Origin of the sequence: Stutzerimonas marianensis (assembly GCF_022810315.1) — a bacterium.
Classification (GTDB): Bacteria; Pseudomonadota; Gammaproteobacteria; order Pseudomonadales; family Pseudomonadaceae; genus Stutzerimonas; species Stutzerimonas marianensis.
In genome coordinates, this window is the sequence record NZ_JALGRD010000001.1 from 228708 (window position 1) to 242158 (window position 13451).

The following is a 13451-nucleotide window of genomic DNA, read 5'->3' on the forward strand; positions in this document are numbered from 1 at the left end:
CTATGCCGCCGCGTCTCGTCGCTTCAACCGTCCGTCTGTCGCTGCTCGCCGTGCTGGCGATCGCCCTGGCCGCCTGCGCGGCCTTCAGCCCGCGTGATCCGCTGAACGTGCAGGTTGCAGGCGTCGAGCCATTGCCCGGCGAAGGGCTGGAACTGCGCATGGCGGTCAAGCTCAGGGTGCAGAATCCCAACGACATGGCGCTGGAATACAACGGCGTGGCGCTGGATCTGGAGGTCAACGGCCGACGCCTGGCCAGTGGCGTCAGCGATGCCAGCGGCAGCGTGCCACGCTTTGGCGAGACGGTGTTGCGCGTGCCTGTCACCATCTCAGCCTTCTCGGCCGCACGCCAGGCACTGGGCCTGGCCGAGCACATTGGCCTGGACGAGGTGCCCTACGTGCTACGCGGCAAGTTGGCCGGAGGGCTGTTCGGCACCCAGCGCTTCGTCGAGCGCGGCACCCTGGATCTCGAAGGCGCGCTGCCCAATCCCTATCGGCGATAGTGCCGGGGCGTCCAACAGACGGCTTCTGTACGGTGGGTTGCCTGAACTTCGAGTGGTCGATACGCCCGATCGCGAGCGAGCTCACTCCTACGAAGAGCACGAGAAGTCGGTTAAATCACGACTGCTATACCCAGCCGCGTCCGTAGGAGCCAGCTTGCTGGCGATGCGTGCCTCACGCCTACCGCAGAACCAGGCGCTGGCGTGCCGTCGGCTCGGCCCAGGCGCTGTCGCTCAATCCACCCGGCACTGCCCCGCCCGGCAACGGTGCGCTTCGTGGCTCGGGTCTTCCTGCATGAGCTTGCGGGTGACGCCGTTGGTCCAGCCGAAGCCGTCCTGCAGGGGGTATTCGCCGCCGCCGGCATGTTCGACGCAAGGCCTGAGCACGTATTTCTCGACCAGCTTGCTCTCGCGCTCGTAGAGGTGCGAAACGATGCTCAGCCAGCGCTCCTCGATCTGCAACGCCAGGGCGTCGTGACCGTAGCGCTGCAGGCCGCGAATCGCCATCCACTGCAGCGGGGCCCAGCCGTTGGGGCGGTCCCATTGCTCGCCACTGCCGCTCACCTCGGTGGTGGACAGGCCACCCGGCGCCAGCAGACGGTCACGCACCACATCCGCGACCCGCGCCGCCTGGTGGTCGCTGGCCAACCTGACGAACAGCGGCGTGACAGTTGCCGCCGTGAGGTTGTCGCGCGCGGCCTGCAGCGTCCAGTCGTAGTCGAAGTAAGCGCCGCGCTCGTCGTGCCACAGGTAGCGGTCGATCGCCGCCAGTCGCGCCTCGGCGTGCGCCCGAAAGGTCTTGACGCAGCCTTGCCAGCCCTTGACCTCACTGAGCTGGGCAATCTTGAGCTCCAGGTAGTAGAGAAAGCTGTTCAGGTCGACCGGAATGATGTTGGTGGTGCGAATGCTCGACAACCGGGTCGGGTCGCCCAGCCAGCGCGAGCTGAAATCCCAGCCGGATTCGGCACCGGCGCGCAGGTCGCGATAGACCTCGTGTGCCGGCCGGCTGGAGGAGCGGGCTGTCTCGATATCCTCGAGGTAAGACTCTTCACGAGGCGTGTCGCGCTCGTCCCAATAGCGATTGAGCACACTGCCATCGGCCAGGCAGATGCAGCGTCGGTGCGCCTCACCGGGGCGCAGGCGGTCGGCCCCTTCGGTCCAGAAGGCATGCTCCTTGAGCAGCTGAGGCAGGTAATCGCTGGCGCGGTGCACGCCGGTTTCCTCGAACAGGTCGGTCATCAAGGCGAAGACAGGCGGTTGCGAGCGGCTCAGGTAGTAGGAGCGATTGCCGTTGGGCACGTGCCCGTAGGTGTCGATCAGGTAGGCGAAGTTGTCCGCCATGGCGCGCAGCAGCTCGCAATGCCCGCTTTCATCGAGCCCCAGCATGGTGAAGTAGGAATCCCAGTAGTACATCTCGGTGAAGCGGCCGCCCGGCACCACGTAGTCATGCGGCAGCGGCAGCAACGAGGAATGCCGTGGATGATGTTTCGGATGGCGGGTCAGTACCGGCCAGAGCCGGTCGATGTGCTCGGCGAGAGAATCGTTGGGGTTGGCGACGAACTCCTTGGGCGGCATTTCGAACACGCTGAAGTGGTCATGCACGAAGGCGACCAGATCGAAATCCGGCTCGTGGCAGCGTGTCCGGTAGTTGTCGAGAATCTGCTCGGGATCGATCCGCGGCGCGCAATCGACGAAGGTCTTGCTGTCCTCGAAGACGCGCCCGGTCTGCACCGCGACGAAAAGCTCCTGGTAGCGATCGGCCGGGGTCAGGGTGTCGGCAGCCGATACGCTGTGGGTGTCGTAGTCGAAGACGCCTTTGCGGGTGTCGGTCATTGTTCGCTGTAGTTCCATAGCAGGCCACCGTCGACAACCAGGGTGGCGCCGGTGATGTAGTCGGCGTCGTCCGAGGCGAGAAAGGCCACCGCACCGGCCACGTCGCGCGGCTGGCCGAGGCGGTTGGCAGGAATGTTCTGCAGCAGCGTGTCGAGCTTTTCCGGCTGGTTCATCAGGTCGCGGTTGATCGGCGTCTCGATGGCACCGGGCGCGATGTTGTTGACGGTGATGCCCAGCGGCGCGAGCTCGATGGCGATGTTGCGCATCAGCATCTTCATGCCGCCCTTGCTTGCGCAGTAGGCGGTGAAATTGGGATGCGGCAGCTCTTCGTGAACCGAACTGTTGTTGATGATGCGGCCTCGGTGCCCGCGGTCGCGCACATGGCGGGCAAACGCCTGGGCGAGGAAGAAGGGCCCGCGCAGGTTGATGTCGAGCACCTGGTCGTAGTCCTCTTCGCTGGCGTCCAGGAAGGACGCATGAGTCTGTACGCCGGCGTTGTTGACCAGGATGTCGAGGCGCCCCATCTGCTCGACGGCCCGTTCGACCAGCCGCCGACAGTCGGCAACGACCCCGACGTCCGCCGGTATGAAGCAGGCCCGGCGGCCCAGGTCCCGGATCTGCGCGAGCGTTTCCCGGGCCTGGTCGTTCTCGTGACGACTGTTGATGACCAGGTCCGCGCCCTCCTCGGCCAGCCGCAGGGCAATACCGCGGCCGATGCCCTGCGAGCCACCCGTGACCAGCGCAACCTTGTTCTCGAGCTTCATTCGGCACCTCGTGATGGGTCGATTACCTGTTCTGACGAGCCGGCAGCCGTTGCGTTCACGCCTGGGTGTTTACAGATGCTTCAGGGCCTGTCCGAGCGGTCAGGACGGCAGACAAGCACAGGCGGCAGGCGCACAATGGCGGGCTTTTCCACTGCCTTCGTTTCCAGGACATCCATGGCCACCGCCGATCTGCGCAAGGGTTATCTGCTGGGTCTGACGACCTTCAGCATCTGGGGCATGTTTCCGCTGTACTTCAAATCCATCGAGCAGTACGCCGCGCTGGAAATCGTCACCCAGCGGGCGATCTGGTCGGCGCTGTTCGGCACCCTGGTGCTGATGATCTGGCGCCACCGCGGCTGGTGGCAGGAGCTGCTTGCCCATCCCAAGCGGATCGGCGTGTTGATGATTTCCAGCCTGCTGATCGCCAGCAACTGGCTGATCTACGTCTGGGCGGTCAACCACGAGCACATGCTGGAAGCGAGCCTGGGCTACTACATCAATCCGCTGGTCAATGTGCTGCTCGGGTTGATCGTGCTGCGTGAGCGGCTGCGCCCGTTGCAGTGGCTTGCGGTGGCAATGGCGGTGATCGGGGTCTCCCTGCAACTGATTACCCTGGGCGAATTTCCCTGGGTGTCGATCGTGCTGGCGCTGAGCTTCGGCAGCTACGGCCTGTTGCGCAAGCAGGCGCCGGTCGCGGCCTTGCCCGGGCTGGTAGTGGAAACCTGGCTGCTACTACCGATCGCCCTCGTCTGGTTGTTCTTCTTTGGCAGCGGGCCCAGCACCGAATGGTCATTCTGGGCCACTCCCGAGGCGCTCTGGCTGGTCGCCGCCGGCCCCGTGACGCTGGTGCCGCTGCTGTGCTTCAACGCTGCTGCGCGGCACCTGCCCTATTCCACGCTGGGCTTCCTGCAATACATCACGCCGACGCTGCTGCTGATTCTCGCGGTCTGGGTCTTCAACGAGCCCTTCCCGGCCGACCGCCAGGTGGCATTCATCTGCATCTGGGCAGGGCTGGCCGTCTACAGCTATGACATCTGGCGGACCCTGCGCAAAAGCCCTGTACGCTAGGCGTTTCGGTCGGCCGGCTGCAGCTTGAGCTCGACCATCAGGTCGTCGGCCAGCGTCTCCAGATGCCCCTGAAGCTCGTCCAGCGACAACTCGGCGGGCACGGCGAGCAGCGCCTCGGCATGGAACAGCAGCTCGTTGGTCATCGGCGCCGGTAGCACATCGGTGTCCAGGCTCTCGAGGTTGACGCCATGGCTGGCCAGCAGGCGAGTGATGTCGCGAACGATGCCGGTGCGGTCGTTGCCGACCAGTTGCAGCTGGATCATCCGCCAGCTGCGCTCGGGCTCGGCACCGCTCGGCGCGACCACGACCCGGATGCCCTGTGCCTGAAGAGCATGCAGGGCCTCGATCAATCCGGCGTGGGCGGCGGTCGGCACCGCGACACGCAGGATGCCGGCGAACTGGCCCGCCATCCGAGACATCCGGCTTTCCAGCCAGTTGCCGCCGTGTTCGCTGATGCATTTGGCGACGCGCTCGACCAGCCCGGGCTGGTCTTCGGCGATGACGGTAAGAACGAGATCGTCCATCGATGGCTCCTCTTCATGATGGCCCGGCGACACCGGCCGCGCCGTTCAGTATGGCGGATTGCGCCTGGACGTCAGGCAGCTGACAAACTACCGCGTTCGCCGCCCGGATGCGCGTCCGATATGCGCCAGGAGCACCCGCGGCCAGCCAAAACACCCCTCGATCCGGCGGACTGATTTTCCCAACGGCTTCATGTAGTATCCGGCGGCCCGGACTACAAGAACCTAATCGTCCGTGTCGGAATGAAGAATCAAGTGAGGCGAGAGATGACTGAGCGCGTTGAAGTCGGTGGCCTGCAGGTCGCCAAAGTCCTGTACGACTTCGTGAACAACGAAGCGATTCCTGGTACCGGCGTCGACGCCGATGCCTTCTGGGCCGGCGCTTCCAGCGTCATCCACGACCTGGCGCCGAAGAACCGTGCGCTACTGGCCAAACGCGACGACCTGCAGGCGCAGATCGATGCCTGGCACCAGGCTCGCGCCGGGCAGGCTCACGATCCGGTGGCCTACAAGGCCTTCCTGCAGGACATCGGTTACCTGCTGCCAGAAGCCGAAGACTTCCAGGCCACCACGCAGAACGTCGACGAGGAAATTGCCCGCATGGCCGGCCCGCAGCTGGTCGTGCCGATCATGAATGCGCGCTTCGCGTTGAATGCCGCCAACGCCCGCTGGGGCTCGCTGTATGACGCGCTGTACGGCACCGACGCCATCTCCGAAGAAGGCGGCGCGACCAAGGGCCCGGGCTACAACGAGATACGCGGCAACAAGGTCATCGCCTACGCCCGGGCTTTTCTCGACGAAGCGGCGCCGTTGGAAACCGGCTCGCACGCCGACGCCACCGGCTATCGCGTCGAAAGTGGCAAGCTCACCGTCGCGTTAAAGGACGGCAGCACCACCGGCCTGCAGAATCCCGCCCAGCTACGCGGCTTCCAGGGCGCCGCCGACGCCCCGATCGCGGTCCTGCTCAAGCACAACGGCATCCACTTCGAAATCCAGATCGACCCGGCCAGCCCGATCGGCCAGACCGATGCCGCCGGCGTGAAGGACATCCTGATGGAATCGGCGCTGACCACCATCATGGACTGCGAAGACTCCATCGCTGCCGTCGACGCCGACGACAAGACCTTGGTCTACCGCAACTGGCTGGGCCTGATGAAGGGTGACCTGGTCGAGGAGCTGGAAAAGGGTGGCAAGCGCATCACCCGCGCCATGAACCCGGACCGGGTCTACACCCAGGCCGACGGCAACGGCGAGCTGACCCTGCATGGCCGCTCCCTGCTGTTCATCCGCAACGTCGGCCACCTGATGACCAACGATGCCATCCTCGACAAGGACGGCAACGAAGTGCCCGAAGGCATCATGGACGCGCTGTTCACCAGCCTGATCGCCATCCACAACCTCAAGGGCAACACCACCCGCGCCAACAGCCGCACCGGCTCGATGTACATCGTCAAGCCGAAGATGCACGGCCCGGAAGAAGTCGCCTTCGCCACCGAGCTGTTCGGCCGTGTCGAGGACGTCCTCGGTCTGCCGCGCAACACCCTCAAGGTCGGCATCATGGACGAGGAGCGCCGCACCACGATCAACCTCAAGGCCTGCATCAAGGAAGCGCGTGAGCGCGTGGTGTTCATCAACACCGGCTTCCTCGACCGCACCGGCGACGAGATCCACACCTCCATGGAAGCCGGCCCGGTCGTGCGCAAGGCGGCCATGAAGGCCGAGAAGTGGATCAGCGCCTACGAGAACAACAACGTCGACGTGGGCCTGGCCTGCGGCCTGCAGGGCAAGGCACAGATCGGCAAGGGCATGTGGGCCATGCCCGACCTGATGGCGAGCATGCTCGAGCAGAAGATCGGCCATCCCATGGCTGGCGCCAACACCGCCTGGGTACCCTCGCCGACCGCTGCGACCCTGCACGCGATGCACTATCACAAGGTCGACGTCTTCACCCGCCAGGCCGAGCTCGCCAAGCGCGAGAAGGCCTCGGTCGACGACATCCTCACCATCCCGCTGGCACCCCGCACCGACTGGAGCGAGGAGGAAAAGCGCAACGAGCTGGACAACAACGCCCAGGGCATCCTCGGTTACGTGGTCCGCTGGATCGATGCTGGCGTCGGCTGCTCCAAGGTGCCGGACATCAATGACGTCGCGTTGATGGAAGATCGCGCCACGCTGCGCATCTCCAGCCAGCACATGGCCAACTGGCTGCGTCATGGCGTGGTCACCCGGGAGCAGGTCATCGAAAGCCTCAAGCGCATGGCCCCGGTGGTCGATCGCCAAAACGCCGGCGACCCGACCTACCGCCCGCTCGCCCCGGACTTCGACAACAACGTCGCCTTCCAGGCCGCGCTGGAGCTGGTCCTCGAAGGCACCAAGCAGCCCAACGGCTACACCGAGCCGGTCCTGCACCGCCGCCGCCGCGAATTCAAGGCCAAGAACGGCCTATAAACCCCGCAGTTGCTGCAAAGGAACCGCCCTACGGGGCGGTTTTTTTATGCCCAGCACCTGCTGGACGGCGCTCAAGTTTGGGCTGCGACAACCGATAACGTGACCCGGATGCCATTCTTAGTCACAATATTTCAGACAGATGGCATTTCGCTATTACGTGCTGTCTCGTAGTATCCGCCGCCCGCTGTGGAGTCGATGCATGTTCAAGAATTTGTCCCTGACCGCAAAGCTGTCGCTGGTCCCTGCCGTCGCCCTGCTCGGGTTGATCCTCTACGTCGGCTACACCTCGCTGCAGCTGTCGGCTACCGATTCGCGCCTGGTGACATTGGAAACCCAGAGCTATCCGACGCTGGAAAAAGCCGACGCGGTGATCTTCCAGTTTTCGCGTATTCCTGGCTTGCTGAACAATGCTGTGGCGGCAGGTGAGCCTGGCATTCTCGATGAAGCGCGTGAGGTGCTGAGCCAGATCGACGCAGAGCAGCAAGCACTAGGATCGCTGCTAAGCAGCCAACCACAACGCCGACAGGCACTGGATGGCTGGCGCAGCGCGGTCAAGATTTATGCCGAAAACGCCCTGAGCGCCTCGACAAAACTGATTGACGGCAGCGCCTCCTTCGACGACCTGCGACCCAACCTGGATCGCATGGCCGGTGACCTTGCCCAGGCTCAGAAGCTGGCAAGCGACTTCCGCACCGGCGCGTATCAGGATTTCCAACAGACCCTGGCCGAGACCCGCGAAGCCAACGAAGCCACCACGCGCCTGGGTATCATCCTCAGCCTGGTACTAATCGTGGTGGTCAGCCTCGGCGCCTGGCTGGTGATTCGCAGCGTGATGGCCAACGTGCGCGGTGTAATCGCATCGCTGCAGTCCATCGCACGCGGCGATGGCGATCTGACCCAGCGAGTGAACATCCAGTCGAACGATGAAATCGGTGCGATGATCGAGCTGTTCAACAGCTTCCTAGACAAGCTGCAGGGCACTATCCGTCAGATCATCGAAGCGGCCAGCCCACTGACACAGGTATCCAAGGAACTGTATGACCTGACGCAAGGCTCGGAAGAGAACGCCAAGTCGCAGCAGCACCATACCGATTCGATCACCCGCGACATTCTCACCATGACCGGCAGCATTCAGGAGGTCGCGCAGCGTTCGCAGCAGGCTTCCGATGAAGCCAACTCCGCTGCGCGCCAGGCCGCCGCCGCGCGTGAACACGTTGGCAGCCTCTCCAGTGGCATCAGCGATCTGGGCAGCAGTGTGATGAGCGCCGTGCAGGCCATGGAGCAACTGGAAGAGGAAACCCAGGAGGTTGGCTCCGTACTTACAGTGATTCGCAGCATTGCTGAACAGACCAACCTACTTGCGTTGAACGCTGCCATCGAAGCCGCCCGCGCCGGCGAGCAGGGCCGCGGCTTCGCCGTGGTGGCTGACGAGGTGCGCAACCTGGCGCAGAAAACCGCCGCCTCCACTGCCGAAATCCAGCAGATCATTCAGCGTCTGCAAAGCAGCGCCAATACCGTGCTCAACGTCATGAACAGTAATGGCGAGAAGTCGCGCGCCAGCATCGAGCGTTCGGTCGAAGCGACCCAGCTACTCGAGACCATCGCGCGCACCGTCAATCAGATCGACGAACTCAACGCCGGTATCGCTCAGTTCACTCAGGAGCAGATCGGTCTGTCGAGTTCCATCCAACAAGAAACCCAAGTGTTGCAGCAGGACGCACAAGCAACCGCAAATGGCGCCGAAGCCACTGCCCGTCTGGGCGAGCAATTGGTCAGCACGGGCGATCACCTGCGTGCGGCCACGGCCCAATTCCGCGTTTAAATGCTTTAGGAGCAACCTGATGACCGCAGTACGTGTTATCGGCTTGGCAGCCGTCTGCCTTGCAACCACTCAAGCCTTCGCCCTGGAACAGGGTGAGCACCGTTTCAATGGCTTCGGCACCGTCGGCTTTACCCATCTGGGCGGCGAAGACGACGGCCGCAGCTATGGCGTGCAGAGCCAGACCAACGATTCCTGGCGCGGCGACCAGCTGTCCAAGTTCGGCGCCCAGCTGAGCTACGGCATCACCGATACCGTTGGCGTGACCGTTCAGGCCACTGCCAAGGCGCAGCAGGATGAGTGGAAAGCCAACTTGGAGTGGGCCTACCTCTCGTGGCAGACCACCGACCAGCTGATGCTCCGCGCCGGCCGCCTGCGCAGCCCGGTCTACATGTATTCCGAAAGCCTCGACGTCGGTTACAGCTACCCATGGCTGCGCCTGCCGGACGAGGTCTACAGCCAGGTCCAGGTAACCAATTACGAAGGCGTCGACGCGGTCTACACCGTGCCGCTCTCCTACGGTTCGGTAACCGTTCAGGTAGCGGGTGGTCAGGCAAAGAACCGTGACTACTATGCCTACGACGAGCAGTTCGATATCGACTACGGCAATCTGTTCGGCGCCAGCATCAGCCTGGCGAGCAACAATTTCGGTACGCTGCGCGTCGGCTATGTCGAAGCGGATATCAAGACTGACATCAGCGGCACCGTAGATGTCGGCGGCGGCGTGATGGCGCCCCTGACGCTGCTCAGCCTCGACAAAGAAAAGGGCAAGTTCACCTCGATCGGCTACCAGTACGACAACGGTAACTGGGTCAGCAGCAACGAGTGGACCTCGCGCATGATCGAGAACGACGGCATGGAGTCGATCGACTCCTTCTACCTCATGAGCGGCCGTCGCTTCGGCGATTTCCTGCCGCACCTGACCTATGCACAGCTGGACGACAACGGCGGTCGCCAGAGTTCCTGGACCCTGGGCCTGAACTACCAGGCCGCGCCAACCGTGGTGGTCAAGGGCGAGTACAAGCGCGTCGATACCAAGAACGGCTATGACGGCGTCTTTACCCGCAACGCCCAGGAAGTCTACGAGAACGCTGCGTACGACCTGACCGGGGGGTTCATTGGTACTCCGGCACGCAACTACGACGGCGACATCGTTTCCGTCGGCGTCGATTTCGTATTCTGAGGAGCGTCCCGATGAAAGTATCCGTTCGCATCCTCAGCTGCGCAGCGCTGCTCGGCATGGCCTCCGTGTCGCAGGCTGACGTCGCCGTGATCGTCAATCCCGGCGCGGCCAAAACGCCGTCGCAGTCCGAGGTGGCCAACATCTTCCTGGGCAAGGACAAGTCCATGAAGGGCGTCGACATCAAGGACTGGACCCCGGCCAAGGAAAGCTTCTACTCCGCGGTCACCAGCAAGAACGAATCGCAGCTGAAGTCCTACTGGTCCGGCCTGGTGTTTACTGGTAAAGGCCAGCCGATGGCAAGCGTCGCCAACGACGCAGCGGTCGTCGCCAAGGTTGCGGCCGAAGCCGACGCCATTGGCTACGTCGACGCCGCGGCAGTCGATGGCTCGGTCAAGGTGCTGTTCACCCTGCCGTAGCCTCCCGCCCTAAGCTGAAAAAACCGCCCTTCGGGGCGGTTTTTTTATGGTGTCACGGCTATATCAGGCACTCCGTATGGCGCAATTCGGCCTGCCCGCGCAAGGCGACTCGCGACTAGACTTACGTCCAATGTGCCACGCCCTACCCGCAGCCCACCATTGTGCGCAAAAAATGGAAGCCAACATGAGCAAAGCCGATGCTTTCGCCGAGGCAGGCAAAACTGCCGTGCTGCAGAACATCCATGGAACCATGGAGTTCCTGCGCAAGTATCCGCCGTTCAACCAGATGGAGCCGGGGCACCTGGCCTACCTAGTGGAGAACTGCCAGCTGCGCTTCTACAGCGCCGGTGACTGCATCATTTCGCCGGACGACGGCGTCGTCGAACACTTCTATATCGTCAAGCAGGGGCGGGTTCACGGGCAGCGGCCGCATACCAGCAAGCGCGGCACCGATACCACCTTCGAGGTGATCGTCGGCGAATGCTTCCCGATGGCCGCGCTGATGGGCGAACGCGCCACCCGTACCGGCCATTTCGCCGCTGAAGACACCTTCTGCTACCTGCTGAACAAACCGGCGTTCGTCAAACTCGTGTCCAAGTCGGCCTCCTTCCGCGACTTTGCCATGCGCGGCGTCAGCAGCCTGCTGGACCTGGTGAACCAACAGGCGCAGATGCGCGCGGTGGAGAGCCTTGGCGAGCAGTACTCGCTGGAAACGCGGGTCGGCGAGCTCGCCCTACCTCACCCGGTCTCGTGCCTGCCGACGATGCCGCTCGCCGAAGCCGTGGGGCTGATGCATGAAAACAACGTTGGCAGCGTGGTCATCACCGATGAGGCGCTGCATCCCCAGGGCATCTTTACCCTGCGCGACCTGCGCCGGGTGATCGGCACCGGCACCACTGACCTGGCGGCACCGATCGCCGGCTTCATGACCCACGATCCCTTCCACCTACCGCCGGACGCTACCGCCTTCGATGCGGCCATCGCCATGACCGAGCGCCATATCGCACACGTCTGCGTGGTCGAGGACGGACTGCTGCGAGGCGTGATATCCGAGCGCGACCTCTTCTCGTTGCAACGGGTCGATCTGGTACACCTGGCGCAGGCGATTTCGCACGCCGATAGCGTCGAGACGCTGGTGATCATCCGCAGTCGTATCCTGCAGCTGGTCGACAACATGCTGGCCCACGGCGCGTCCTCGACGCAGATCACACACATCATCACCCTCCTTAACGACCACTCGGTCTGTCGGGTGATCGAGCTGGCCATCACCGACCTCGGCGATCCCGGCGTGCCCTTCACCTGGCTGTGCTTCGGCAGCGAGGGCCGACGCGAGCAGACGCTGCACACCGACCAGGACAACGGCATCCTCTTCGAGGCCGAGGACGCCGCCGAAGCCGCGCACATCCGTGGCCGTCTGCTGCCGTTGGCCGAACGCATCAACCAGGATCTGGCGACCTGTGGCTTCACCCTGTGCAAGGGCAACATCATGGCCAGCAACCCTCAGCTGTGCCTGTCGCGTCAGGAATGGCAGCGCCGCTTCGGTACCTTCATCCGCGAAGCCACACCGGAGAATCTGCTCGGCAGCACCATCTTTTTCGACCTGCGGGCGATTTGGGGTCCGTGTGAAGGCTACGAGCAGCTGCGCGCCTACCTGCTGGAGGAGATCGCCGAGAATCGGCTTTTCCAACGCATGCTGGCCGAAAACGCCCTGCGCCATCGCCCGCCAGTGGGGCGGTTCCGCGACTTCGTGGTGTCGCGCAAGGGCGATGGCAAGGCCACGCTGGATCTCAAGGTGCAGGGCCTGACGCCCTTCGTCGACGGTGCGCGTCTGCTCGCCCTGGGCCATGGCATCGGCACTTGCAATACCCTCGACCGACTGCGCCAACTGGTGACGGAGGGCGTCATCGACGAAAAGGATGGCGCGGCCTATGAAGAGGCCTACCATTTCATCCAGCAGACCCGCATGCAGCAGCATCAGCAGCAGGCTCGCCAGGGCCAGCCCTATTCCAACCGGCTCGACCCGGATACGCTCAACCATCTGGATCGTCGCATTCTGCGCGAGTCCTTCCGTCAGGCTCAGCGCCTGCAGAGCAGCCTGGCGCTGCGTTATCAGTTATGAACATGCCCTGGTTCAGGTTAAGAGGTCCGGCGCTGGACCTCGATCAGCTAGAACGGCGGGATCAGCTGCTACCACCAGCCGCTTTGGGTACCGTGCCACTTCGCGAGCAGCGGCTCGTCGTGCTCGACGTCGAGACCAGTGGCCTCGATCTGCGCAAGGACATCGTGCTGTCCATCGGCGCCGTGGTGATCGCACACGGCGGTATCGATCTGGGCGACCAGTTCGAGTCCACCCTGCTACGCCCGGCTCAGAAGATCAGCGAAAGCGTGCTGATCCACGGCATCGCTCCGAGCGAGCTGGAGGCCGGCGATGATCCGGTCGAAGCCCTGCTCGATTTCATGGAGTTCGTTGGCGACAGCCCGATCCTGGCCTTCCACGCCGGCTTCGACCAACGCATGCTGACCCGAGCGCTGAAGCAGACCCTCGGCTACAAGCTGCGCCATCCGTTTCTCGACGTCGCCGAGCTTGCCCCGATGCTCTGCCCGGACAACCGTCCGCGGCAAAATGGCCTGGACGACTGGTGTGCGCACTTTGGACTGCAGGTCATGCAGCGCCACCACGCCAGCGCCGATGCCCTCGCGACCGCCGAGCTGGCGCTGATACTCCTGAGCAAGGCGCACCGGCAAGGTGTGGACAATCTGCTGACCCTCAGCCAACGCCTGGCCAACTGGCGTCAGCGCCAGCAGGCCAATTTCATGTAGCGCCTCAGCCGGCCGCCAGTGCTCGACGGCTCGATTCAAGCCAGAAACGAAACGACGCCCATCCCGGGAAGGATGGGCGTCG

Annotated in this window: 11 protein-coding genes; 8 read left to right on the forward strand and 3 right to left on the reverse strand. The window is 63.6% G+C overall.

The window, feature by feature from the left end:
• Positions 1-2: 2 nt before the first annotated feature.
• The gene (locus MST27_RS01000; RefSeq protein WP_243604142.1) at positions 3-500 is read left to right on the forward strand and encodes an LEA/WHy family protein; all 498 of its coding nucleotides are present in this window, start codon (positions 3-5) and stop codon (positions 498-500) included.
• 231 nt (positions 501-731) lie between these two features.
• Here the strand turns inward: MST27_RS01000 and treF are convergent, their stop codons facing one another.
• Positions 732-2330, reverse strand: a complete 1599-nt coding sequence (gene treF / locus MST27_RS01005; protein WP_243604143.1) for an alpha,alpha-trehalase TreF — start codon at positions 2328-2330, stop codon at positions 732-734.
• On the reverse strand, positions 2327-3094 hold the full coding sequence (locus MST27_RS01010) for an SDR family NAD(P)-dependent oxidoreductase (protein WP_243604144.1): 768 nt from the start codon (positions 3092-3094) through the stop codon (positions 2327-2329). Before MST27_RS01010 ends, treF begins: the two co-directional genes overlap by 4 nt.
• 174 nt (positions 3095-3268) lie before the next feature.
• On the opposite strand from MST27_RS01010, the gene rarD reads away from it, so the two are divergent.
• Positions 3269-4162 (forward strand): EamA family transporter RarD, encoded by an 894-nt coding sequence (gene rarD, locus MST27_RS01015; RefSeq protein WP_243604145.1) that lies wholly within the window; start codon positions 3269-3271, stop codon positions 4160-4162.
• On the opposite strand, the gene MST27_RS01020 is transcribed toward rarD, so the two are convergent.
• On the reverse strand, positions 4159-4686 hold the full coding sequence (locus MST27_RS01020; protein ID WP_243604146.1) for a glycine cleavage system transcriptional repressor: 528 nt from the start codon (positions 4684-4686) through the stop codon (positions 4159-4161). The two genes, rarD and MST27_RS01020, sit on opposite strands and share 4 nt — an antisense overlap.
• A 264-nt stretch (positions 4687-4950) precedes the next feature.
• Between MST27_RS01020 and MST27_RS01025 the strand changes: the two genes are divergently transcribed.
• The 6 genes from MST27_RS01025 (at position 4951) to MST27_RS01050 (ending at position 13369) form a co-directional block, all read left to right on the forward strand.
• The gene (locus tag MST27_RS01025; protein ID WP_243604147.1) at positions 4951-7131 is read left to right on the forward strand and encodes a malate synthase G; all 2181 of its coding nucleotides are present in this window, start codon (positions 4951-4953) and stop codon (positions 7129-7131) included.
• A gap of 199 nt (positions 7132-7330) precedes the next feature.
• Positions 7331-8953: a methyl-accepting chemotaxis protein gene (locus tag MST27_RS01030; protein ID WP_243604148.1), complete on the forward strand. Its 1623-nt coding sequence runs from the start codon at positions 7331-7333 to the stop codon at positions 8951-8953.
• A gap of 19 nt (positions 8954-8972) precedes the next feature.
• Positions 8973-10133: a hypothetical protein gene (locus MST27_RS01035; RefSeq protein WP_243604149.1), complete on the forward strand. Its 1161-nt coding sequence runs from the start codon at positions 8973-8975 to the stop codon at positions 10131-10133.
• An 11-nt stretch (positions 10134-10144) separates the two neighbouring features.
• A complete protein-coding gene (locus MST27_RS01040) occupies positions 10145-10549 on the forward strand; it encodes a phosphate ABC transporter substrate-binding protein (protein WP_243604150.1) in 405 nt (134 codons plus the stop codon).
• A gap of 184 nt (positions 10550-10733) precedes the next feature.
• Positions 10734-12668, forward strand: a complete 1935-nt coding sequence (locus tag MST27_RS01045) for a putative nucleotidyltransferase substrate binding domain-containing protein (protein ID WP_243604151.1) — start codon at positions 10734-10736, stop codon at positions 12666-12668.
• Positions 12665-13369 carry a 3'-5' exonuclease gene (locus tag MST27_RS01050; protein WP_243604152.1) on the forward strand — a complete coding sequence of 235 codons (705 nt, stop codon included), beginning with the start codon at positions 12665-12667 and terminating at the stop codon, positions 13367-13369. Before MST27_RS01045 ends, MST27_RS01050 begins: the two co-directional genes overlap by 4 nt.
• Positions 13370-13451 lie beyond the last annotated feature (82 nt).